The sequence below is a fragment of the Roseibium sp. JB4-4 genome (assembly GCF_055693425.1).
In genome coordinates this window covers 3,309,191-3,332,029 of the sequence record NZ_CM146333.1, presented here as the reverse complement: position 1 = coordinate 3,332,029, position 22,839 = coordinate 3,309,191, and the positions used below count along the sequence as shown (strand labels likewise).

The 22,839-nt window shown below is 55.6% G+C and carries 26 protein-coding genes; 13 read left to right on the top strand and 13 right to left on the bottom strand.

Going from position 1 to position 22,839, the window contains the following annotated elements; all coding sequences use genetic code 11:
- Positions 1 to 77 precede the first annotated feature (77 nt).
- Positions 78 to 395: a heavy metal-binding domain-containing protein gene (locus ACZ1HV_RS15600; protein ID WP_298812290.1), complete on the top strand. Its 318-nt coding sequence runs from the start codon at positions 78 to 80 to the stop codon at positions 393 to 395.
- An 8-nt stretch (positions 396 to 403) separates the two neighbouring features.
- Positions 404 to 994 carry a GNAT family N-acetyltransferase gene (locus ACZ1HV_RS15595; protein WP_472715680.1) on the top strand — a complete coding sequence of 197 codons (591 nt, stop codon included), beginning with the start codon at positions 404 to 406 and terminating at the stop codon, positions 992 to 994.
- 50 nt (positions 995 to 1,044) lie between these two features.
- Here the strand turns inward: ACZ1HV_RS15595 and cysK are convergent, their stop codons facing one another.
- The 3 genes from cysK to dut form a co-directional block, all read right to left on the bottom strand.
- The gene (gene cysK / locus ACZ1HV_RS15590) at positions 1,045 to 2,004 is read right to left on the bottom strand and encodes a cysteine synthase A (RefSeq protein WP_298812286.1); all 960 of its coding nucleotides are present in this window, start codon (positions 2,002 to 2,004) and stop codon (positions 1,045 to 1,047) included.
- A gap of 143 nt (positions 2,005 to 2,147) precedes the next feature.
- Positions 2,148 to 2,807, bottom strand: a complete 660-nt coding sequence (locus ACZ1HV_RS15585) for an HAD family hydrolase (protein ID WP_472715679.1) — start codon at positions 2,805 to 2,807, stop codon at positions 2,148 to 2,150.
- 20 nt (positions 2,808 to 2,827) lie between these two features.
- Positions 2,828 to 3,277, bottom strand: coding sequence for a dUTP diphosphatase (dut, locus tag ACZ1HV_RS15580; RefSeq protein WP_472715678.1), 450 nt, complete (start codon positions 3,275 to 3,277; stop codon positions 2,828 to 2,830).
- Positions 3,278 to 3,481: 204 nt separating this feature from the next.
- Between dut and ACZ1HV_RS15575 the strand changes: the two genes are divergently transcribed.
- Genes ACZ1HV_RS15575 through ACZ1HV_RS15565 form a run of 3 tightly spaced genes read left to right on the top strand, consistent with a single transcriptional unit; the run spans position 3,482 to position 5,444 of the window.
- Positions 3,482 to 3,898 carry a hypothetical protein gene (locus ACZ1HV_RS15575; protein WP_298812282.1) on the top strand — a complete coding sequence of 139 codons (417 nt, stop codon included), beginning with the start codon at positions 3,482 to 3,484 and terminating at the stop codon, positions 3,896 to 3,898.
- Between the two features lie 20 nt (positions 3,899 to 3,918).
- Positions 3,919 to 4,500 (top strand): OmpA family protein, encoded by a 582-nt coding sequence (locus ACZ1HV_RS15570; protein ID WP_298812280.1) that lies wholly within the window; start codon positions 3,919 to 3,921, stop codon positions 4,498 to 4,500.
- Between the two features lie 53 nt (positions 4,501 to 4,553).
- A complete protein-coding gene (locus tag ACZ1HV_RS15565) occupies positions 4,554 to 5,444 on the top strand; it encodes a DODA-type extradiol aromatic ring-opening family dioxygenase (RefSeq protein WP_472715677.1) in 891 nt (296 codons plus the stop codon).
- A gap of 24 nt (positions 5,445 to 5,468) precedes the next feature.
- On the opposite strand, the gene coaBC is transcribed toward ACZ1HV_RS15565, so the two are convergent.
- Together coaBC and ACZ1HV_RS15555 are read right to left on the bottom strand one after the other, a co-directional pair.
- A complete protein-coding gene (gene coaBC / locus ACZ1HV_RS15560) occupies positions 5,469 to 6,692 on the bottom strand; it encodes a bifunctional phosphopantothenoylcysteine decarboxylase/phosphopantothenate--cysteine ligase CoaBC (protein ID WP_472715676.1) in 1,224 nt (407 codons plus the stop codon).
- A 54-nt stretch (positions 6,693 to 6,746) separates the two neighbouring features.
- Positions 6,747 to 8,081, bottom strand: coding sequence for a penicillin-binding protein activator (locus tag ACZ1HV_RS15555; protein WP_472715675.1), 1,335 nt, complete (start codon positions 8,079 to 8,081; stop codon positions 6,747 to 6,749).
- 86 nt (positions 8,082 to 8,167) lie between these two features.
- On the opposite strand from ACZ1HV_RS15555, the gene rsmI reads away from it, so the two are divergent.
- The 3 genes from rsmI to gshB all read left to right on the top strand — a co-directional run bounded on the left by rsmI (position 8,168) and on the right by gshB (position 10,619).
- Positions 8,168 to 9,082 carry a 16S rRNA (cytidine(1402)-2'-O)-methyltransferase gene (gene rsmI / locus ACZ1HV_RS15550; RefSeq protein ID WP_472715674.1) on the top strand — a complete coding sequence of 305 codons (915 nt, stop codon included), beginning with the start codon at positions 8,168 to 8,170 and terminating at the stop codon, positions 9,080 to 9,082.
- Positions 9,082 to 9,498 (top strand): YraN family protein, encoded by a 417-nt coding sequence (locus tag ACZ1HV_RS15545; RefSeq protein WP_298984132.1) that lies wholly within the window; start codon positions 9,082 to 9,084, stop codon positions 9,496 to 9,498. The genes rsmI and ACZ1HV_RS15545 overlap by 1 nt, the downstream gene beginning before the upstream one ends.
- 176 nt (positions 9,499 to 9,674) lie before the next feature.
- Entirely contained in the window at positions 9,675 to 10,619 is a 945-nt protein-coding gene (gene gshB, locus ACZ1HV_RS15540; RefSeq protein ID WP_298812266.1) for a glutathione synthase, read from the top strand.
- 395 nt (positions 10,620 to 11,014) lie between these two features.
- Here the strand turns inward: gshB and hppD are convergent, their stop codons facing one another.
- Positions 11,015 to 12,127, bottom strand: coding sequence for a 4-hydroxyphenylpyruvate dioxygenase (gene hppD, locus ACZ1HV_RS15535; protein WP_472715673.1), 1,113 nt, complete (start codon positions 12,125 to 12,127; stop codon positions 11,015 to 11,017).
- A 128-nt stretch (positions 12,128 to 12,255) separates the two neighbouring features.
- Between hppD and ACZ1HV_RS15530 the strand changes: the two genes are divergently transcribed.
- Positions 12,256 to 12,729 carry an Lrp/AsnC family transcriptional regulator gene (locus ACZ1HV_RS15530; protein WP_472715672.1) on the top strand — a complete coding sequence of 158 codons (474 nt, stop codon included), beginning with the start codon at positions 12,256 to 12,258 and terminating at the stop codon, positions 12,727 to 12,729.
- Positions 12,730 to 12,734: 5 nt separating this feature from the next.
- Here the strand turns inward: ACZ1HV_RS15530 and ACZ1HV_RS15525 are convergent, their stop codons facing one another.
- Positions 12,735 to 13,229, bottom strand: a complete 495-nt coding sequence (locus ACZ1HV_RS15525) for a hypothetical protein (protein ID WP_472715671.1) — start codon at positions 13,227 to 13,229, stop codon at positions 12,735 to 12,737.
- Between the two features lie 186 nt (positions 13,230 to 13,415).
- On the opposite strand from ACZ1HV_RS15525, the gene ACZ1HV_RS15520 reads away from it, so the two are divergent.
- Positions 13,416 to 14,177: a tellurite resistance TerB family protein gene (locus ACZ1HV_RS15520; RefSeq protein WP_298812254.1), complete on the top strand. Its 762-nt coding sequence runs from the start codon at positions 13,416 to 13,418 to the stop codon at positions 14,175 to 14,177.
- 110 nt (positions 14,178 to 14,287) lie between these two features.
- Here ACZ1HV_RS15520 and ACZ1HV_RS15515 read toward each other — a convergent pair whose 3' ends face one another.
- Complete coding sequence (locus ACZ1HV_RS15515; RefSeq protein ID WP_298984128.1) at positions 14,288 to 15,391, bottom strand: citrate synthase/methylcitrate synthase; 1,104 nt, start codon at positions 15,389 to 15,391, stop codon at positions 14,288 to 14,290.
- 77 nt (positions 15,392 to 15,468) lie between these two features.
- Here ACZ1HV_RS15515 and ACZ1HV_RS15510 point away from each other — a divergent pair, with 77 nt between their 5' ends.
- From ACZ1HV_RS15510 to ACZ1HV_RS15500, 3 genes are all read left to right on the top strand, one after another.
- Entirely contained in the window at positions 15,469 to 16,638 is a 1,170-nt protein-coding gene (locus tag ACZ1HV_RS15510; protein WP_472715670.1) for a citrate synthase, read from the top strand.
- A gap of 206 nt (positions 16,639 to 16,844) precedes the next feature.
- A complete protein-coding gene (gene rsgA, locus ACZ1HV_RS15505) occupies positions 16,845 to 17,939 on the top strand; it encodes a ribosome small subunit-dependent GTPase A (RefSeq protein ID WP_472715669.1) in 1,095 nt (364 codons plus the stop codon).
- A 151-nt stretch (positions 17,940 to 18,090) separates the two neighbouring features.
- Positions 18,091 to 18,984 carry an AEC family transporter gene (locus tag ACZ1HV_RS15500; RefSeq protein WP_298964259.1) on the top strand — a complete coding sequence of 298 codons (894 nt, stop codon included), beginning with the start codon at positions 18,091 to 18,093 and terminating at the stop codon, positions 18,982 to 18,984.
- A 9-nt stretch (positions 18,985 to 18,993) separates the two neighbouring features.
- Here ACZ1HV_RS15500 and ACZ1HV_RS15495 read toward each other — a convergent pair whose 3' ends face one another.
- The 5 genes from ACZ1HV_RS15495 to ACZ1HV_RS15475 form a co-directional block, all read right to left on the bottom strand.
- A complete protein-coding gene (locus ACZ1HV_RS15495; RefSeq protein WP_472715668.1) occupies positions 18,994 to 19,389 on the bottom strand; it encodes a GNAT family N-acetyltransferase in 396 nt (131 codons plus the stop codon).
- A 74-nt stretch (positions 19,390 to 19,463) separates the two neighbouring features.
- Positions 19,464 to 20,309, bottom strand: a complete 846-nt coding sequence (locus tag ACZ1HV_RS15490) for an isocitrate lyase/PEP mutase family protein (RefSeq protein WP_298812236.1) — start codon at positions 20,307 to 20,309, stop codon at positions 19,464 to 19,466.
- A 313-nt stretch (positions 20,310 to 20,622) separates the two neighbouring features.
- A complete protein-coding gene (locus tag ACZ1HV_RS15485) occupies positions 20,623 to 21,087 on the bottom strand; it encodes a DUF1203 domain-containing protein (protein ID WP_298812233.1) in 465 nt (154 codons plus the stop codon).
- 75 nt (positions 21,088 to 21,162) lie between these two features.
- Positions 21,163 to 22,350: a hypothetical protein gene (locus ACZ1HV_RS15480; RefSeq protein ID WP_472715667.1), complete on the bottom strand. Its 1,188-nt coding sequence runs from the start codon at positions 22,348 to 22,350 to the stop codon at positions 21,163 to 21,165.
- Between the two features lie 69 nt (positions 22,351 to 22,419).
- The gene (locus tag ACZ1HV_RS15475; RefSeq protein WP_472715666.1) at positions 22,420 to 22,827 is read right to left on the bottom strand and encodes a GNAT family N-acetyltransferase; all 408 of its coding nucleotides are present in this window, start codon (positions 22,825 to 22,827) and stop codon (positions 22,420 to 22,422) included.
- Positions 22,828 to 22,839 lie beyond the last annotated feature (12 nt).

The window sequence follows — 22,839 nt, the reverse complement described above, 5'->3', positions numbered from 1 at the left end:
GCAATTGCCCGATTTCCTTGCAATGCTCGATCGGCCAACCCATGTCATTGCGCGGATGCCGTAAACGGAGAAACAGGATGCTTGTCACCACCACCAACACAATTCAAGGCCGGGACCTGGACTACAAGGGTCTCGTGACAGGCGAGGCGATTTTGGGAGCCAACCTGTTCAAGGATCTCTTCGCAGGCATCAGAGATATTGTCGGTGGTCGCTCCGGTGCATACGAGGAAGAACTTGCCAAGGCGCGCAAGATTGCCGTTGATGAAATGTGTCAACAAGCCCAGGCACTTGGTGCAAATGCCGTCATCGGGGTTGATCTTGACTACGAAACGGTTGGCCAGAACGGATCGATGCTCATGGTCAGCGCAACGGGAACAGCTGTCATCGTTCGTTAGGCCTGTTTATGTCGGATGGCATAACAATTGTTCCGGGGTTTCCGGAAGACCAGCGGCCTGTTGCAGCAGGCCTTTTCTGGCAGGCCTTCAGGGGAAAGCTCGGCAAGGTCCTGTCACCTGAACGCAAAGCGATGCAGTTGATCGAGAGGATCCTGGATCCGGACTTTGCCATCAGCGCACTCGGCCGAGAGGGAGACTTGCTTGGTCTCGCCGGTTTCAAGACCGCCAAAGGAGCTCTGGTTGCCGGTGAGCTGTCGGACATGACGGCCGTATTCGGCCCCTTCGGGGGCTTCTGGCGTGGTATGGTGCTTGATGTGCTCGAGCGTGACGTGGAGCCAGGGATCTTGTTGATGGATGGTATTTTCGTCAGCGAGCGGGCGCGAGGTCAGGGCATCGGCACAAAGCTGCTGGACGCAGTTTGCATTGAAGCACAAAGACAGCAACTGTCTCGGGTGCGCCTTGACGTGATCGACACAAATCCCCGCGCGCGTGCTCTTTACGAAAGGCAGGGGTTCATGCCATTGAGCCGCGAGGAAACAGGACCGCTCAAATATGTGTTCGGGTTTTCCTCAGCAACCAGAATGGAGAGGCAGGTCTGACGTTCTTCCCGGCAGGCCGCCCCACGGCGGTTGCCGCGGGACGGATGTTATCAGACGTCGTCAAAGAGCGCTGTCGACAGGTAGCGTTCCGCAAAAGACGGGATGATCACGACAATGTTCTTGTCTTCCATCCCGTCACGTTTCCCAACACGAATGGCCGCGGTCAGCGCAGCTCCGGAGGAAATACCGACGGGCACGCCTTCAAGCTTGGCAACTTCGCGGGCCATCGCAAAAGCGTCGTCATTCTCGACGGTTTGAACTTCGTCATAGATCGATGTTTCAAGGACACCCGGGACGAAGCCCGCTCCAATGCCCTGGATTTTATGCGGGCCAGGATTGCCACCCGACAGGATCGGACTGTCTGACGGCTCGACGGCAACCACGTGAAGGTCCGGTTTGCGCTCCTTCAGAACCTGACTTACGCCTGTAATTGTACCGCCGGTTCCAATTCCTGAAACAAACACATCGATTTTGCCATCGGTGTCGTTCCAGATCTCCTGCGCAGTCGTGTTGCGGTGAATTTCGGGGTTGGCGGGGTTCTCGAATTGTTGGGGCATAACGGCACCGTCGATTTCGCCAAGCAGTTCTTCTGCGCGCGCAATTGCGCCCTTCATGCCTTTTGGACCCTCTGTCAGTTCCAGTTCGGCGCCAAGGATCTTGAACATCTTACGGCGTTCGACAGACATGGTCTCAGGCATCACCAAAATGAGTCGGTATCCCTTGGCCGCTGCGACAAAGGCCAATGCAATGCCTGTGTTGCCGGAGGTCGGCTCGACAAGTGTGGTCTTGCCTGGAGCGATCTTGCCGTCTTTTTCCATCGCTTCGATCATGGCAACGCCAATGCGGTCCTTGACGCTTGCGATCGGATTGAAGAACTCAAGTTTCGCCAGAAGGTTGCCTTTGACGCCGTGAGCCTGGGCAAGCCGGTTGAGCCGCACGATCGGTGTATCGCCAATGGTTTCGGTAATCGAGGAATAGATCTTTCCGCGGCCGCTGGTCGTCATGGACATGGCAATCTCCCTGTTTGCCGGGCATTCGCGTTTCCGGCAGTATCCTTGGTCTGGTGCGATAAGATAGTATGCGCCCAGCAAAGATATAAGGGGTGCAGATCGCCTATCCGCGGTGGACCGCGGAACCATTTTCTAGGAATTACCTAAGTATTGGAAAAGAGAAGATCGGGAAGGTCGGCCATTTCTTCAAAGAGAACAGCACCGGCCGAGCGCAGTGCCTCTTTGTCAGACGCTGGATCTTCCGCAAACGCAAAAACGGTCATTCCGGCAGCGACGGCAGCCCGGACGCCGGGCAGGCTGTCTTCAATGACGACGCAGGTTTCAGGCGGGTGCCCCATTGTTTTCGCGGCGAGCAAAAAGACATCCGGTGAAGGTTTGCCACGTTCGCAGTCCTGTGCGGAGAAAAGACGGTCTTTGACGCGAGGCAGCAAGCCGGAACTGCCAAGCGTTGCGTGCATCTTTTCATACTTTCCCGAAGACCCGACGCAGTAGGGGACCCCGCGTCTGTCCAGCTCATCCAGAACGCCTTCGATGCCTTCGATGGCTGGAACACCGGACTTGAAGCTTTCAAGGTCACGCATGCGAACCTGATCTGGCCAGTCGTCAGGCAGCTTGTGCCCGATCAGATCTTCGACCATCTCCTTCACGTTCTCCAGCGTACGACCCATGAAGCGGCGCTGACATTCCGCGCCGCTGATTTCAAATCCAAGTGCGGAGACCAGATCTGCCATGTTCTGATTGGTCATGCGTTCGGTGTCGACCAGAACACCATCGCAATCGAAAATTACGAGACTGGGGGTCATGCGCTTGTCATTCCCGGTTCTTAGCTGCGGCCCGTTGAACCGAAGCCGCCGGTTCCACGATTTGTTTCAGACAGAATATCAACTTCCGTAATCGCGGCCTGCAACACCGGTGCGATAACCATCTGCGCGATCCGATCGGCGCGGGAAATTTGAAAGGGCTCCTGGCCAAAGTTGATCAGAATGACCTTCACTTCGCCGCGATAATCCGCGTCGATGGTACCCGGCGTATTGAGGACCGTAACTCCATGTTTTGCAGCAAGGCCCGAGCGTGGTCGGACCTGCGCCTCGAAACCTGCCGGCAGCGCCATGGAAAGTCCTGTCGGCACGAGCATACGTTCACCCGGTGCCAGGGTGACAGGGTCATCAACCGCCGCCAAAAGGTCGAGGCCGGCGGCAAGTTCTGATTGATAGGAGGGTAAGGGCAGGTCCAACCCATGGTCCAGGCGCTTGAGTTCCAACGTAACGGGCATCATTAGGTTCCGGATGTTGATTTGTGCCGAGGGACGACATTCGCAAAGCGCTGTCAAGATTGGCAATGGTGAAAAGCTCATTAACCAGAAAAATCAAAGATATACTTGCGGTCGCAGAAATCTCCTGAAACACTCTGGCGTGTCGGAATGTTGTCTGGGGTGAGCGGTCGTTTCCCTTTTGCCCCTGGTTGGGAGATTCACAACATGAAACGTTTGATTTTTGCATTGACGGCCACGCTATTGATGGCGAACGCTCCTGCTGCCGCCCAAACCGTCGGCTTTGCGGAAGCTATTAAAATACTATCTGCAAGCTGCGGAGCGGACATCGATAAATACTGCAAGAGTGCCACGCTCGCGGATAACGGCATCGGTCAATGCCTTGCTCAAAACGAGGCAAAAGTCTCACAAAAATGCAATGCCGACCGCGCAGTGGTCGCATCCCTCATTCAGGAACGTCTTGCTGCACAGGCCGCAGCTCCCAAGATCTGCACCAATGACGCCCGCCGTCTGTGCAAGGGTGTCAAGGAAGGCGCAGGTCATGTCTTGCGCTGCCTTTTGAAGGCACAGCGTTCTGTCGGCGAAAAATGCAACACAGCAATTGATCTTGCTGGCTACCGCTAAGACCGGATTGGGAGACTAAAATGAAAAAGCTTCTTTTGGCAGGTCTTTCGGCCGCCGTTATGACGACAGCGGTCGTGGGTTCATCGGCGCAGACACAACTGAACCGGAACGAGATCATCAACTCACTTCAGGGTGCTCAGCAAAAAGTAGATGTCAGCGCAGATGCGTTGCAAAAGGCAGCATTTGAAAACATCCAGAAGTATCCAGGCGCCAACTCGCCACAAGGCGTGCCTCTTTGGGACAAGTTGGCTTCCTTGCGGCAGTTCAACATCGAAATTACCTTCGACTTTGATTCTGCGCGCATTAAACCTGAGTCCTATGAGACAGTCGGTTTGATCGCGGACGCATTGCACACGCCATATCTGCAAGGCCAGACCTTCTTTATCGTCGGGCACACCGATGCCAAGGGCGATCGCGAGTATAATCTCGAACTCTCCATCAGGCGTGCAAAGGCAGTACGGGAAGCGCTTGTCACCACTTTCCAGGTTCCCAGCCAGTATCTGTTCGCCGTGGGTATGGGCGAAGAGCAGCTTCGCGAGCCATCCAAGCCGGATGCGGCGATCAACCGCCGTGTTCAGCTGATCAATGTCGGCTACAGATAACAATCATCGCATTGCAAAATTGCCGCTTCCGGTCATCCGGAGGCGGTTTTTTATTGTTCACGATCCGGGAACAGGCCTTCTCCGATCAGGGCATTAATGAAGATGCCTACTGCGCCTATGTTCATCTTGAACAAACTGAACGGATGAGCGGAGCGTGTGAGATGCAGGAGATCAAGACGCCGTCAGTGTTTTTCGCACATGGCGCACCGACCCTTGCTCTGGAAGATACGGCGGCCAGCCGATTTTTGAAGTCATTCGCGGATGACATGCCCACTCCGGAAGCCATTATCATCCTGTCGGCTCACTGGGAAACGCAAGGCTTGAAGCTTTCTGCTCCGGGCCGCCTGCGAACTTACCGTGATTTTCAAGGCTTCCCGAAGCCGCTTTACGGCATCGACTATCCCGCATTTGCAGATGAGGATCAGGTAGACGAAGTTGCTCGTCTGCTTGAAAATCAAGGTCACGACGTCGTCCTCGACAGCGAATGGGGTCTCGACCATGGAGCTTGGGTGCCGCTGTCCCTTGCCTATCCCAAAGCGGATATTCCCGTCATCGCGCTGTCTTTGCCCTTCGGAAGCACACCAGCCTCGCTCTTTCAGCTTGGCAGAGGCCTCGCTCCGTTAAAGACAAAAGGGTATCTGATAATCGGTTCCGGCAGCACGACCCACAATCTGCGCCACATCGCGCCTCAGGGATCTCCGGCACCCGATTGGGTGTCCGGCTTCGACAGATGGCTGGACCAGGGACTGGAAACAGGCTCCATCGAATATTTTGAAGATCTGGAAGCCGCGCCTGACTTCCGCAGGAACCATCCCACCGAGGAACACCTTCTACCGCTCTTCTTTGCCTTTGGGGCCGGTGAGCCCAATGCTAGGCCCAAATTGTTGCATCGGAGTTATGAATATGGGTCGATCAGCATGAGCTATATGAACTTCGACGCATAACAGAAGCGCAAGTTCAGAACGAGCTCAGGAGGTCAAGGCGGCGCCGGCGCGTGCGATGATCCTGGCTGCAACGTCCGACTTGCTCATTTGCGGCCAGTCCTCCACTCCGTCCTTGCTGACAAGCCGGATCGTGTTGGCATCACCGCCCATGATGCCGGTTTCGGGACTGACGTCATTGGCAACGATCCAGTCGGCATTCTTGCGCTCCAGTTTGGCTCGCGCATTGGCAACAAGGTCCTGCGTTTCGGCGGCAAAGCCGATCAACAGCCTGGGCCGCATGTCAGAATGGTGCCCGATGGTTTTAAGGATGTCGGGGTTCTCGGCAAGATCCAGCATGGGAGGCCTGCCGCTCCCATCTTTCTTGATCTTCTGCTTGCCTTCGGATGTCACGCGCCAATCAGCGACAGCGGCCGCCATGATCGCAATGTCGGCGGGAAGGCTGGCCTTGACGGCCTCCAGCATCTCCGCAGCGCTCTCAACATGGTGTATTTCAATGTTGTCCGGATCGGGCAATGTCACAGGTCCGGACACAAGCGTGACGCGTGCACCTGCTGCAAAGGCGGCCTTCGCCAGAGCGTGACCTTGCTTGCCGGATGAACGGTTGGCGATATAGCGTACGGGGTCGATCGGTTCATGGGTCGGCCCGGAAGTGATCAAAACATGCTTGCCGGTAAGTGGCAGGTTCCCGGCCTTGGCGTCCATGTCCCGCAGCAGAACCTCTGCGGCCGCAACGATCTCAAGCGGTTCGCTCATTCGCCCGACGCCGGCCTCTCCTCTTTCAGCCATCTCGCCCGACGCAGGACCGCAAAAGGTCAAGCCACGCTGTTTCAGCGTCTTGAAATTTCGCTGGGTTGCAGTGTTCTGCCACATCTTGGGGTTCATTGCCGGAGCGACCAGAACGGGTGCATCTGTTGCCAAAAGAACTGCAGTTGCCAGGTCGTCGGCAATACCATGCGCCATTTTTGCCATGAGATCGGCAGTGGCTGGCGCAATCAGGATCATGTCGTGATCGCGGGCAAGCCGGATGTGACCAACGTCGTGTTCGTCTTCCCGGTCAAAAAGGCTGGTGAACACCTTTTCGGCTGACAGAGCTCCGACGGAGAGAGGTGTGATGAATTCCTGTGCGCCTCTTGTCATGACCGGAACGACACGCGCCCCGCGTTCTTTAAGGCGCCGGATTAGATCGAGTGACTTGTAGGCGGCTATACCACCGCTGATGATCAATACGATTTGTTTGCCGCTCAGCATCTTGACTTTCTACCCCCGACGAATGCGCGGCGTGTTCTGAACGTGTGCAGCACGCTAGAAGCCGGACCTGAAGTCCCTTGGCGCTGGCGATATCACCTGTACACCCGCGCCGGTGAGCTGGAAGACGGCGAGTCCACGCTGATTGAGGCCATTGGACTGAAAGCGGAACAGCCCGTCAATACCGATGAATCCGTCGCGGTTGGTCAGAATATTCTGCTGAAAACGCTGCTGGCCTGCCGCACGCACGAGACCTGCGCACAGCGTCACACCATCATATGCAAGGCTGGCGTTGCGTGGCGGTCCGGAGCCGTAGGTCTTCTGGTATTGCTGCGCGAAAGTGGTGAAGTTCTGATCTTCAGGGCCGGCGAACCATGCGCCGGCGAGAGCTGGATTGCTTTTGATCTGGCCAACGTCCCATTGTCCGGTTCCCAGCAGTTTGATCCTGCCGAAATCAGCGCCTTGCCCAACGAGTGTCTGAACGACAGTGCTTGGTGCAGACCCTCCAGCGGGCACGAACAACGCATCGATATTGTTGAGGACCGATGTCAAGGCCGACGTCTTGGCGACCAGATCGGAGGTATCCGAGCCGGTTTGCTTGTATCGTTGGATTGTGGCGATCCGTCCCGAACCTCGGCCGACTTCCTGGCGGAATGCTGCTTCGACCACGGCACCGTAGGGGCTCTCCGGAATGAGGGCTGCATAAGAGCTTTTTCGCTGGCTGTTGGCGTATCCGATGATGCGCTTGACGTTGCCTTCAGGCAAGAAGCTCAGCAGATAGATGCCTCGTGAAGCAACGGACGTGTCGGTTGAAAACGCGATCACTGGAACGCCACTGGATCTAGCTGCCTGCGCGGCCCCTGAAACCGCGGCAGAAAACACGGGGCCGAGGATGAGTTCTGCACCTTCGGAAATGGCAGCCTGGGCAGCAGCGCGTCCTCCCGTGGCCGTTCCGCCCGTGTCTTTGACCAGCAGCTGCAGATCGGCACTTGGAAAATTCTGAAGGGCCAGAGCGGCAGCATTTTTAAAGACTGTGCCGACAGATGCGTCGGTGCTGGTACTTGCCAGCGGCAACAAAAGACCGATGCGGACCGAGCCGGACCCGATCACCTCGCCTGAGATCTGTGGCTGTGCTTCAGGTTGTATCTGATTGCCTGGATAAGATCCGAGGTTCGAGCCCACGCACCCGCCAAGCAGCATCGTGCCGGTACCGGCCAGTGCCGTTTTCAAGAATAACCGTCTGCGCTGTTGCGCGTCGTCGCCCCGCATTCCGCTTGCCATATCTGTCAATCCACCCTTTGGGAAAGACTTACGTATTCGTTTCGAACCTGTCCAGTTTTGATGGCGTTTCAACAGCATATCCATCTGATCAACGGTGGATTTGCCTTGCATCGGGTGCGCTCAGGCGATAGCGCAAGGATATGAATCATTCCAGCGGCAGGACCCTTCCCCGTGCTGCCGGAAGGAAAGGACCTGCCATGGCGACAGATTTACCTGCTCCGTCCGGGGACAAAAACCGCTACAGCCTCTCCGAACACGTCTTTTCCGCCCCCAATCTGGAACCGGCGCTTTATATCGTTTCAACGCCGATCGGCAATTTGGGTGACATTACCGTCCGAGCACTGGAAACCCTGGCCGCGAGCAGCGTCATCGCTTGTGAAGACACGCGTGTTACGTCCACGCTTACTCAGAAATTCGGTTTGAAAACACCGTTGATGCCCTATCACGAGCACAACGCTGACAAACAGCGTCCCAAGATCATGGGCACATTGGAAAGCGGGAAGGCGGTGGCGCTTGTTTCCGACGCCGGAACGCCACTTGTTTCAGACCCTGGATACAGATTGGTTCGTGACGTTGTCGCTGCCGGACACAAGGTCATTCCTATCCCTGGAGCTTCCGCGCCGCTCAGTGGGCTGGTAGCCTCTGGCCTGCCAAGCGACACGGTGCTTTTTGCCGGGTTTTTACCGCAAAAGGGCGGGCCAAAATCCAGGAGACTGGAAGAACTGGCGAAGATCCCGGCGACGTTGATCTTTTTTGAGTCTCCACACCGGACCGGTGCCACATTGCAATCGATGGCAGCCTCTTTGGGACAGGGACGTGACGCTGTGGTCGCGCGCGAATTGACCAAACGCTTCGAAACATTTGAGCGCGGAACACTTGGTGAGCTTGCCGAAAGGTTTGAGGATACGGTCTTCAAGGGAGAGATTGTTATCCTTGTCGGCCCACCGGAAGCGGCGCCAGAAGAAGACGCTGACGATCTGGACGCACTCTTGAGCGAAGCACTCGTTGAAATGCCGGTAAGCGCTGCAGCAAAGAAAATTGCCAAGGCGACCGGTCTTGAGCGCAGCGATGTTTACAAGCGCGCACTTGAACTGAAGGAGACCGGCAACTGATGGCTGCCCCCAGCCAAAAGAGCCAAAAGAGCCAAAAGAGCCAAAAGAGCGAAACGGCAAAGCGGCAAAAGGCGCACAAGCGCGGATTGGCAGCCGAGACCTGGGCTGCCTGGTATTTGCGCCTGACGGGATGGCGAATCCTGAAGCGTCGTTACAAGACAAAGGCAGGCGAGATCGATCTGATTGCCAAGAAACGCAAGACGGTTGCCTTCATTGAGGTCAAAGCGCGCAAGACCCGCGATGCGGCGCTGGAAGCCGTGACCCCGGCCAGCCAGAGGCGTATTGCCAAGGCAGCAAGGATTTTTGTCTCGAAACATCCCAAGGCAGGATTTTTTACGCTCCGCTTCGATGTTGTCGTTGTTCGTCCGTGGGCCTTGCCGGAGCGGATTGAAAACGCGTTTGAAGCTCGGGATTGACCGACGCCCTGGCGACGCTGACCGAACGCTGTCCATCCGGTTCCGATAACCTTCATCTCGGTGGAGCGTCGTCGCAAACGAGACCCCCTCTGGACAAAGCCGTAAACCGAACGCATATCTGGACCACCCGATCTAAAATCCCTTCGCGCTGAAGCGCGCCCGCCGGAAGTTATCTCATGGCTCTGAAAGTTGCGGTCCAGATGGACCATATCTCGACCATCAATATTGCAGGGGACAGTGCTTTTGCACTGATGCTTGAGGCTCAGTCCAGGGGTCATGAGCTTTACCACTATACGCCTGAACGGCTGGCATTGCGGGGTGATGAGGTTTTCTGCGCGCTGGAACATGTCGAGGTTCGCGATCAGAAGGGAAATCACTTTACACTTGGAGAACGGCGGCGCGTCGACATGCGCGACATGGACGTTGTGCTGATGCGTCAGGACCCGCCATTTGATCTGTCTTATATCGCGGCAACGCACATTCTTGAAAAAATCCATCCTTCTACGCTGGTCGTCAATGATCCCAGGGAAGTGCGCAACGCACCTGAAAAACTGTTTGTCACCGAATTTGCGGACCTTATGCCACCGACGCTGATCACCAAGGACCGGGCGGAAATAGACCTGTTCCGCCAGGAGTATGGTGACATCGTCATGAAGCCGCTGTTTGGCCATGGGGGCGCAGCAGTGTTCCGCATCACCAACGACGACCTCAACTACGGCTCCCTCTATGATTTTTTCGATGCGACATTTAGGGAGCCCTGGGTGATCCAGCAATTCCTGCCGAATGTAAAACACGGCGACAAGCGTATCCTGCTGGTCAATGGTGAATTCGCAGGAGCCGTCAATCGCGTTCCGGCGGAGGGTGATCTCAGATCCAACATGGTTCGTGGCGGTGCACCGACCGACAGTGACTTGACGGATCGCGAGCGCGAAATCTGCGCGCGTCTCGGCCCGTCCCTGCGCGAGAAAGGTCTCATTCTGGTCGGTATCGACGTCATTGACGGCTTGCTGACAGAGATCAACGTCACGGCGCCCACGGGCATCAGGGCAATCCGCAATCTTGGCGGTCCTGATGTCGCGGCCAAGGTCTGGGACGTGCTCGAAGCAAAGGTCAAATCATAGGAAAACTGCACGAGCAAAAAAAACCTCTACGCAATGCGCAGAGGTATTAGAAGTTTGTGCTTAGACAATGCAACAGAGGGCCTACTCGGCAGCCTCTGACAGTAAAACCCGTCTGAAACGGGCTTGTTCCCGAACTTTTTCGAAAAATGTCTTGAGAATGTCTCCGAAGGCTGAAGTTGTCTGAAAAAACGTATATTTCTCAGCAAGTTATGATGTAAAATTTTTTTGCAAAAAAATCGGCAAAAAAACTGATAACCGTAAACTCGCCCCCGAGATATACCGAAAGTTGCTGTTTCAGGAAGGACTTGGTGGAGCTTTCTAAAGAAGGCCTGCATCGAAAAAGGCCGCTCTCTCGTCAGGAGAAAGCGGCCTTCCAAAGCGACCGGCAAGTGGGATTACTCGGCGGCTTCGGTCTTAATCACACCTCGGCGGATCTGATCTTCTTCGATGGACTCAAAGAGCGCGCGAAAATTACCTTCGCCGAAACCCTCGTCGCCCTTTCTCTGGATAAATTCGAAGAATATCGGACCGATTACGGTCTTTGAAAAAATCTGCAGCAGGATCTTGGTGGTCCCGCCATCGATCACCCCTTCGCCATCGATCAGAATGCCATGTTTCTTCATACGGCCGATCGGCTCTTCATGACCCTGAACGCGCTCGGAAGATCGTTCGTAATAGGTGTCGGGAGGACCGGGCATGAATTTCAGCTCGTTTGCGGCAAGCTGGTCCGTGCTGTCGTAAATGTCGTCGGTTCCTACAGCGATGTGCTGGATGCCTTCGCCATTATATTTTTTCAGGTATTCCTCGATCTGACTGGTATCGTCCTTGGATTCGTTCAAAGGAATTCTGATCTTGCCGCAAGGGCTCGTGATCGCACGGCTGACGAGACCCGTGATGCGGCCATCGATGTCGAAGAAATGGATCTGCTTGAAGTTGAAGAGATCACGATAGAAATCCCACCATTTGTCCATGTTGCCGCGATAGACATTGTGGGTGAGATGGTCGAGATAATAAAATCCGACACCGCCCGGTCTCGGGTTTTCTTCGCCGAGCCAATCGAATTCAGCGGTATAGGCTGAGCCAGCTCCACCATATCTGTCGACAAAATAGAGGAGCGATCCGCCGATGCCGACGATTGCTGGTGCTGCCAGGACCTTGCCGTCGCCTTCATAGGGTGTCGCGCCTTTTGCAACGGCATGCTCAAAAGCCTTTTGCGCATCGACAACACGCCAGGCCATGGACGGAGCGCAAGGACCGTGCGTTTCGACAAATGACATGCCGTGACTGCCTGGCTCCGCGTTCAAGACATAGGTCACATCGCCCTGACGGTAGAGCGTGATGTTCTTGCTCTTGTGTTTTGCAACAGGGACATACCCCATCTTGCGGAACAAGGCGTCGAGCTTTTCCGGCTCTGGATGGGCAAATTCAACAAACTCGAAACCATCGGTGCCGGCAGGATTCTGGTCATTTATTTGAGCAGGTGGTGCATCATGCGGAAACGGTCCCATAAAAGAGCCTCCTCTGGAGCTTTAGTCATTAAGAGCAGGATGGAGGCAAAGATGCGCATCGTGTGTGCAAAGCACGTGATTTCGCGTAAGATGGTGCACGGTTCATGCAGAAATTTAAGGAAAGACGCATGACAGTTGCGTTGGATGGATATGATGTGAAGTTGTTGGCTGCATTGCAGGAAAATGCTGCGCTCACCAATTCCGAGTTGGGTGACGTGATCAATCTGTCTGCAAGTCAGGTTTCCCGCAGGAGAGCCAAGCTGGAAGAAGCGGGTATCATCCGTCGATACAAGGCCGCGCTCGACGCCGAGGCGCTGGGCTTGACGGTCACTGCATTTGTCGGCGTTACGCTGGGCGCTCACAGCAGGGAGAATGCCCGCCGGTTCCGCAATATGGTCAAGGCAATGCCGGAAGTGCAGGAAGCTCATACACTGACAGGTGACCAGGATTATATGCTCAAGATCGTCGTTCCGGATCTGAAAGCACTTAGCCATGTCATCAATGACGAGCTTTTGCCCCAGGAAGCTGTTCATCACGTCAGATCATCGATCGCCATGGAAACACTGAAAGACGACAATCTGTTGCCGCTTGGACGGTCTTAGGGGCTTCACAGCCCCAGGAGTTTGAAGAGATCCGACCAGAAATCCTGGCGCAGGCCAGGGAGGTCTTCGCCCGGTCGTCCTGCTCCGTCGGCAAGGCAAATATCCGAATACCCCTTTTCTGCGGACAAAAGACAGGCATCGGGCTGACAGGCACTCGCTTCAAGGACATAGAGATGTCGGCCAGCAAAAGCCTTTTGTATGAGCTGCAAACGGTCGCCGTTGGGCTCGGATACAAAGACGAAGGTCGGGAACTCAGCGCCGCGCGGCGAGCCGCGGTCCTGCACAGCGTGAATAGTTCTGTTTTCTGGACCTTGCGTGCACCCTTCGATGCGATGCGCAAAAAGCTTGTCAGTCGAGCTGATGTCTTCCTGCGCCATCATCTTGGCATAGGAGGCTTTGAGCGTTGCATCGGTGACGGACAAATAGGCATCGTAAGCACCGTCTGCAGACAGCGCGGTCGTTGTGCCACCGCTTACTGCTATCAGGGCAGAAATCACCATGACCGCAGTCCGTCGGATTGAATTATTTGGAAGCAACGAACGTCTTTCATGTCCCAATCGGATGTGAATTGGCCGGTATAAATGTGTCGCAGACTGTAGCCTAATCTTGCGCCTCCGGAAGAAAGTCCCATTTGATAGGGCAAATGTGTTTTTGCCCCGGCAGGGGCCGTTCAAAGGAGCCAATTGATGTTTGACGCAAAATCCTTGCTGGATCAGTTTCTGGGAAGCCAGGGTGGCGGTCAACCGGGGAACCAATATGGCGGCCGCGGCGGTGCTGCTGCCCAACGTGGCGGTTCAGGTGACCTCCTGTCCCAGGGCAAGGATTTTCTGTCGTCCCAAGGCGGCGGACTTGCACTTGGCGGTTTGGCCGGTCTGATGCTGGGTTCAAAAACAGGCCGGAAAATGGGCAAGAAAGCTGTGACTTATGGGGGGCTCGCCCTGGTTGCAGGCCTCGCCTACAAGGCCTATCAGGGCCATAAGGCCAATCAGCAGAATGCGCCACGTCCTCAATATCCCCAGGACGAACCCATTCCACTGGAGGCGCCGCGCGGCACCGCCTTTGATCCGGCGCAGCAGCCAGGAGGCGAAAACCAGTTCGCAGTCGCCCTTTTGACGGCCATGATCTCGGCGGCGAAAGCCGACGGACATATCGACCGGGAAGAGCAAGACAGAATTTTTGCGAAAATCGATGAAGCCGGTCTGGACAGCGAAGCGAAAGCCTTCCTCATGGATGAACTTCGCTCGCCGCTCGACCTCGACAAGGTGGTAGCAAGTGCTTCCTGTCCGGAATCTGCAGCGGAAATCTATGCAGCCTCCCGCATTGCGATTGACCCCGACCACCCGGCCGAAAAGGCCTATTTGCAAATGCTGGCAGCGCGGCTCGGTCTTGAAGCCGGCCTGGTCGACGAGATCGAACTCGCCGTGCGGGAAGCGGAACTCGCCAACTAGGCAAGCATTGCGAAAAGGGAACCGCTCTTTTGCTGGCATTTTGTATCAGTGGCCTGGCGATATTCGTCAGGCCTTTTTCATTTCAGGCAATGTGAGTTCGCCGAAACAGCTTATTCAGGGGCTGGTCCGACATATTGCGAGGCCGGCCGGATCAGTTTGCCGTATCTCTGTTGCTCAAGCACGTGGGCACACCATCCGGGTGTTCTTCCAACGGCAAAGAGAGGGGTGAACAAAGATCGATCGATGCCGACAGCGTCAAGCAAGACAGCTGTATAGAATTCGACATTGGTATCCAGTGGCCGGTCCGGCTTGGCTTTTTTGAGCGCCGCAAGGGCGGCTTCTTCGATGTCTTCCGCCAGTCCTACTTTCGGGTTTTCTTCTCCAAGAATTCGCAATCCGTCTTTCAGAACATCGGCGCGCGGATCCCGGGTTCGGTAGATTCTGTGACCAAACCCCATGAGGCGCTCCTTGCGTGCAAGGGCTGCGTCAATCCACCCGGCAGCGGCGTCCGGCGTGCCGATGGCGTCGATCATGTCAAGGACCGGGCCTGGCGCTCCACCATGAAGGGGGCCGCTTAGGGCGCCCATTGCGCCAAGCACGGCCTGTTTCAAACCCGCATCAGTTGAGCCGATCACCCTGGCGGTGAAGGTCGACGCGTTCAATCCGTGGTCCAAAATAGTCACTAGGTAGCGGTCCAGCGCGTCTATGAAGTATCTTGAAGGGGCCTCGCCTGTCAGCATGTGCAGGAGATCGGCGGCAGATCCGACCGAAAGGTCCGGTGCGATCGGTTTTGCACCTTTGGAGATCCTGTACGCTGCAGCGAGAAAGACAGGCAGCGCACCGCTGATCGCAATCGGCTCGGGGATATCGTCAGTCAGCGGCAGGGCTGCCAGGCCGAGCTGCATGTATTCGTAGACAGACAACGTTGCAGAAGCTTTCTCCAGTATTGGAACGACAGCAAATGCGGCGCGGCGCGCCCGTGCAAAATCAGTTTGAAGCGAAAAAGCTCCTGATACGTTGAGGTCTTGCCAGAGGTGTTGAACAGCAGCCTCGAATGGCATCTTGCCGGCAAGGTCCTCAATGCGGCGTCCACGAAGAACAAGCACGCCCTTTTCACCATCAACATCACTCAGATGCGTTGTCGCGGCGACAACCCCTTCAAGACCGGCAATCGGGTCCGGCGTCATCCGGGCGGGATTTGGGGCTTCCGTCATGGGCATCTCCTTTTTGGTTCGCGCTCATGTAGAAAGAGTGCCTTGCATTGATCAATATTGATAAATACAATCAATATATGTCTAAGCCTGTCTATCTATCCGCCCGTGAGGCGGCCACTGAACTGGGCGTTCAACCGGCCACGCTCTACGCTTATGTCAGCCGCGGATTGATTTCCTCAGTTGCCGGACCGGGGAAACAACGCCGCTATGACGCTGGTGATGTCAGAAGGCTCAAGGGGCGCAAGTCGGTTGAGGAAACCGCAGGATCCAGACCCTTGACAGGCGACCCGGTGCTTGAAACAGAGCTGACGCTTATCTCGGAGGATGGGCCGGTCTATCGCGGGCATCTTGCGCGTGATCTTGCACGAAACTCGACACTGGAGACCGTCGCCACATTGTTGTGGAACTCCGAAGAGGATCCTTTTGCGGAAGAGGCTCCGGCAGACCTCCCGGACCTTCCCGATGGACTGGGACCTTTGGACCGATTGATGATGGCGCTGGCTTCCTGGCCCCTGCAGGACAAGGCAGCCTTCACCCAGGCTCCGAAGCTTCTGAAGATCAAGGGTGCCGCCCTTCTGCGCTTCAGTGTTGCCGCATTGCTGGATACCAAACCAAGTGCCCAACCCATTCATACGCAAATTGCCGAGTGTTTCGGAGCGTCGTCGAATGCAAAGAACGCAATTCGCTCGGCATTGGTGCTCAGTGCTGATCACGAATTGAACACAAGCGCTTTTGCCGCGCGGTGTGCAGCATCAACGAGAGCACCGCTGCACGCGGCATTGCTATCGGGTCTTGGTGCTTTCACGGGACCTCGTCACGGCGCCGCCTCCGATCGCACGAGTGCATGGCTGTCAGAGATAGGGCCGGAAAGCGATATTGAAAGCGCGCTCTCTGATCGGCTCAGCCGTGGGGAGCAATTGCCCGGTTTCGGTCATTCCATCTACGGCGACAAGGACCCGCGTGCAGACTGCCTGCTGGATTTGCTGTGTCAGAGTGAACCTGGACACCCGTTTGTGGACCGTTTGCCCGGCCTGATAGCGTCGGCTCGGGACCTTTACGGCCTTGCGCCGAATGTCGATTTCTCTCTCGCTGCAATCCAGAAGACCTATGACCTGCCGAGAGAAGCCGGCAAGATCATGTTCTGTGCCGCCCGCATTACCGGTTGGATTGCCCACGCGCTGGAACAATATGCGTCCCATGAGCAAATCCGTCCCCGGGCAGCTTATGTCGGTGTGAGGCCTGAATAACGGTGTCTGAAATGTAACTTCTGCTTCCGACTTGAATCCCGAGGGCTCAGCCCTTAGCTTGCAGGGAGCGCCATCGTCGGCGTGCAACGGAGTCTTTATGTCAGAGCTTGCGTGAGCAGGCTCTCTGGAGTTCAGAGAGCCTCAAATACATGAAACGGTGCCCTTTTGGGCGCTCGATGACGTGTGTTTAAATCACGAGACCTCAAATGACACGAAACTATTCGGACTTCTTTCCCTCCGGCCCAAAAACCGGTGGGTCCGATCAGCCCATTTCATCGCTTCAGAAACTTGGCTGGCAATCTCAATTCGCTCAGCAACTTAGTGCTGATGACCTGACCAGGACACCACCTGTCCGGGTCGTCGAAGTACACCGCAACGGTTTGCATGTTCTCGGAGACCGAACGGATCAAACGATCCCGCCGCGACCTGACGTGACAGTTGGGGACTGGCTGCTTCTTGATCATATTCACTTGGCTTCAAGTCGACTTCTGGAGCGCAAGAGCCTGCTGAAGCGCCGTGCGCCTGGAACGGATCGCCAAATCCAGCTGATCGCCGCCAACATCGACACGGCATTCATTGTGTCGTCCTGCAATCAGGACTTCAATATTGCGCGGCTCGAACGCTACATAGCACTTTGCTTTGAAGCTGAAATTGAGCCCGTCGTTGTATTGACCAAATCCGACCTTGTTGCGGATCCTGCCGACTTTGTCCGGCAAGCCGAACGCGTCTCCGCTCTGGTCCCTGTCGTGACCCTGGATGCACGCGGCGATGAGCCGATTGCAAAGCTGGCCGACTGGTGCAAGGCCGGCCGGACGGTCGCGTTTCTGGGATCGTCGGGTGTCGGCAAATCGACGTTGACCAACGCCTTGTCCGGGTCCGATGCGATCGAGACACGAGCCATCCGCGAAGATGATGCAAAGGGGCGCCACACGACGACCCGCCGGCAATTGCATCTGGTTCCAGGCGGTTGCCTTGTTCTGGATACGCCTGGCATGCGCGAGCTGCAGCTTGCAGATGTTGCTGCCGGCATTGATGAACTCTTCTCGGATCTGAACGAACTGGCTGCATCCTGCCGCTTTCGGGATTGTCTTCATCAGACGGAGCCCGGTTGCGCTGTCCAGGCGGCCATTTTGCAAGGACAACTCGACGCTTCCAGGCTTCAACGGTGGCGGAAGCTAAAGTCTGAAGAGGCCTTCAATTCGTCCAGCCTGGCCGAGCGCAGATCGAAAGACAAAACATTCGGCAAAATGGTTCGACGGATCATGAAGGATAAGGGCACTCGAAACTGGGGCGACACCTAGCTACCGGCTGTTGCTCGGCAACCACTAAGGCCCGGCACTCTTTGCGGTTTCGCACAAGAGCGCCGGGTCTTGTTGGTTTAAGCGCTGGTATTCGCGTCATCGCGCAGTTCAGATAGGTTCTCAGACAATCGAACCATTCCGGGAGCGCGGCATGACGGAAATCCTCAGCCACATTACCAACATCATGCTTCCGGTCATGCTGTGTGTGTTGCTTGGCTATACACTCGCCATCGTCAAAGCACCGTTTGACACAAAGCTGTTCGGCAGCTTGGTGTCAAATGTCGGCTATCCCGCTCTTGTCCTGTCACATCTTGCAAAGGAGCACGTGGAGGTCGGAACCTTTTTAACGGTTGTGATCGCCGCTGTCGGGATGATCCTGATATTTGGCTGCGCCGGGTTTGTGCTTTTGAAGCTCCTGAAAATCCCGATCAAGGCATATTTGGCGCCGATGATGCTCACCAATGTGGGCAATATTGGTTTGCCGGTCTCGACACTTGCATTTGGAGCGGAAGGTGCCGCGGTTGCAATCGGGTTCATCGTCGTGGTTTTGACTGCAATTTTCACGATTGGCGTTGCACTGCCCATGGGGCGGCCCAACTTTGCGGCGTTGGCGCGTCAACCGGTCATCTATGCGGTGATCATTGCTTTGGCGATGATGGCCAGTGGGACCAGGTTTCCTCAGCCCCTGGATCAAAGCCTCGATATTCTGGCAGGACTTGCCATCCCTATCATGCTCTTAACGCTCGGTTTCAGCCTGGCAACACTCAAGTTGGGCAATTTGTCCCGAGCGGTTCTTTTGTCGGTACTGCATGTCGGAATAGCAGCTATCGCGGCCTTCGTGTTGACGCGTGTACTGACGCTCGATTCCAAGGTCGAGAATGTCATTGTCCTGCTTTGTTTCATGCCGCCATCAGTCGCAACCTATCTGGCCGTCTCACAATATCAGAGTGAGGAAGCTTCCGGTGTTGCCGGCTTCATTTTTGTTTCCACGCTCTTGACGCTGGTCACCCTGCCGCTTGTACTCACCTACGGCACAAAACTCTGAACGGCCGCATCAAAGCCGGTAGATCATGTGCACGATGTGCTTGTCGCCGCGCTGTTCCTCGTGTGTTTCAACGAAACCGGCACGCAGGTACCAATCCCTGTTCTCCACCATGAGGATATTCGTATAGAGGCGGATTTCCGGCACGGAGGCTTCCTTGGCACGTTTCAGCGCCCAGTCCAGCATCTTTCTGCCGTAGCCGCTGCCCTGGCAGTCAGGATCAACGGCCACGCTTTCAAGCAGAAGATGGTCGGGATGCCAGATAAGCACCAGGCTCGCAACAATCGCGTCATCGTCCCGGAGAACCCAAACCTCGTGCTCCCGGATCATCGCACTGTAGTCAGCAGACATCGGCACGGGAATGGCGTTCATGACGGGCACATAGTGCTCAAACGCTTTACGCGCCAAGTTGCTGATCTCCGGGCCGTCGCCTGAAGCCGCACGCGTTGGTGCGCCTGCAGACGAGTGTTTCAGAGATACCGTCAAGGACGGGCTTTCATGAAGGATTCAAAGTCAACCGTACTGTCGGCGACGCCGTCCGCGCGATCAAAACTGCCGAATGAACCTCCGTCTTTCATGTCTTCGGCGGCGGCGATGAAGGCACCATAGGCAATGCGTGCAAGACCTGCGCCGATTGAAACGCGGGTAACACCGAGATCGCCAAGTTCCTTGCGCGTCAAATGAAAGTTCTTCCGCCCGGCGAGAATGTTGAGCGGCGCATCAACCTTGGACAGAACATGCACGATCTGGTCCTTGTCCTTCAGCTGGGGTGCATAAACACAATCAGCCCCGGCTTCGACGAAGGCGTTTAACCTCTTGATCGTTTCTTCCAGTTCGTAGTCCGTCTTGACCGGACCTTCGCTGCGCGCGGTCAGAACAAAGTCTGGAGCGATCGCATTTTTCGCATCAACTGCCGCCTTGATGCGCTCCACCGCGAGTTCGAGAGAATAATAGGGGTTTTGTGGATCAGTCGTGTAGTCCTCTATCGAGCAGCCTGCGAGGCCGACCTCCATGGCTCCTTTCACAGTCTCCACGACCGCTTCGGGGGCATCGCCGAAGCCGTTTTCAAGATCGCCGTTCACCGGAACACCACAGGCTCCGATTATGTCCGCAGCATGTGCCAGCGCAGCGTCCCTGCTGATCAGTCCTTCGGCATCGCGCACACCCTGTGTCCAGGCATAGCCGGCACTCGAGGTGGCCATCGCATCAAAACGCAGGCCGTCGAGGATCCGGGCAGAGCCGATATCAAAAGGGTTTGGCATGAGGAAGGCTCGCCCTTTTTCATGCAGCGCCTTAAAGGCGGCGCGGCGGCTGGCTGCAGTTGGCATGACGCAATACTCCCTATGATAGCAGCAGATTACACTAGTAACCTGTGGTTTCAAATGACGTTCTGTTTCTTTATGCGGGTGAGGCGCGCTCCGTGTAAGATCCAGTTTAGCCTGAAAATGGGCGCCAATTGGAGTGTCGGCCAAGGATTTGAATGTGCCAAATTGTTGCTAGGGTCCTTGATTACCGCTGCCTGGAGGCTGTTTTCGAATATCTTCACAATCAGTGCGCTGGACAAAACCAAAAAAATCGTCCTGAAAAATCTCACCAAGAGCCTTGCAGGACGATTGAAATTCGAAGCTCGATCGCTGGTGCCTACGCTTGTGCGCGGGTCACTTTGGCTGCGAAGCAACCGCGTCCTGCATAGTGCAGGTGAAGATAGTCGACATCGGGGTTTTCAAAAAAGGAAGCTATCAGGGTTTCGACTTCCGCTCCCTTCACAACGTCTGCATCGACTATCTCATGCTGCCTGTTGAAGGCACGAACGGACAGAAATCGGGAAACGATGGATTGGGGAATGACATCGGTTTCCGGCTCGGCTTCACGGGCACCCTCTTTGACGAAGATTGCGTGACGCGACCTATAGGGAGTATCGCCGGGCTGGTGTTCGAAATTGAGCAGGAAAACCCGTTCTCCTGCTGCAACATCGGTGAGCGATACGCGGCATGGAAAGGCGCCATCGGAAATGAGCACCTGGACATTCTTTTCGGCCAATTGGGCATCTGAGAGGCCAAAAAGGTGTGAGAACTCGTTTGCTGGAAGCGGATGTATCTGAAACATGGTGGGCTCCTCGGTTGTTTGAAACAACATTAGGAGCAGGCTTTTCCAGAAACGACCCGATTTGCGAGCAGTCCGTCAGATGCTGAGACTGACATTGGCGTGCACCTCTTTCTGGCGATGCCAGCCAACCAACAGAACCATCCCGATGATCATGAGATACGGCAGAAAAAAACGTGTCTCAAAATGTGGAAACACGAGGTACTTGGCGCAGATCGATGCAAATACAGCATAAAGCAGAACGCATTCCCGATCACGAAGTCCAGACGGCGTGATGCACTTGGCGAAAAACAGCACCTCGGCAAAAAGCAGCGCAAGCCAGGTTTGGCTCATCAACGACCTGACTGTCGAACGCACCAGCATCTGCACATATGTGACGGGAGAAAATGGTGGGTCGAACCCTTCAAGCGTTGGAACATATTCCACGTGGGTGAACCACATATGGACCCACCAGCCAGGGTGATCGGATGCCCGCGTCAGCCAGTAATAAATACCGAAGCAGACAACGAAACAGCCCGTCATGGTCCATCGTCCATGACCATAGATGGCTGCAAAGACGAAAAACACGCCAATGAATGCCAGATGATCGGGTCGGATCAAAAAGGCTGCGACAAGGCACGCGCCAGAGGCAATATCTAGCCGTTCCAGATAGAGGAACGCGGCGGCGAGCAAAAAGACCGTGGCATAGAGATCTGGCGAGATCAGCTGGGCCGCGCCGCCGAAATCGGAAACAATCAACAAGGCAACAACAACCGGCCCATACATCAGCGTACCCGTCCTGGCGAGCCAAATCATCAGGACAGCTCCAACCGCAACGGCAGAAAGGAGCGAAACAAGGCGCAGCGCCTTCACAGGATCCATGAAACCGCTTAGCAATTTTGCCGTTTCAACATAAAGGATCTTCAGGCGATAGAAGCTGAGCATCGTCCCGAAAGCGTCCGGATCTTCAGCCTGACGGATCCGATAAGGCCTGTCCTGTGTCAGCGTGAGGTATTCACCCTCCGCGAGGTTATCCTTCACGAACCCGTATGTTTGCCTATGCAGGTCGTCTTTGTCTTCCGCCGAGGGTTCGAGAACGACCGCGGTATAGGCGAACATATCCCAGTTGGAGAGAGGAAAGACATGCACCACCGCGGCTGTCATCAGGATGAAAAGACCGAGCAACCCGGCCCCAATCCAGGATTTGAGCGGACGGTACAGTGCGCAAATTGTCCTGAAAACGAATAAGAATGCGTTTTCCAGATTGCGCTGAACCTGATTGGACACTTGCAAAAACCCCGGAGCCGATGAAGCTTCATTTTATTGGCAGAGGCGTAAGAATTGCGTAAACGAGGGTCAGCTTGACCGTCTGGACATGCCAACTGAGGCTGGCGCGGTCTCGTGAAAGCCGAATTGCTGATAAAGCTTGTTGGCAGGTACGTCGGCGATCAGGCTGACATAGGTTGTTGGCGGAAGTTCGCTTTCAATGAATTCGGTCAGCGCTGCCATGATACGCTTTCCAAGCCCGCGGCCCTGGTACTCGGGCAGCACGACAATATCGGTCACTTGAACGAAACAGCCGCCGTCGCCGATCAGGCGGCCCATGCCAATTGGTGTTCCCTCGTCCAGCAATAGAACGGAGAAAAGACTGTTCCTCAGTCCGATTTCGGCGGCCTTCCGGTCATACCCGCTCAGTCCGCCGTTCGCGCGCAGCTCTAAATAAGTATCGACATCAGGAACCTGCGAAACCAGTTGGATTGTCATATGTCATTCCCC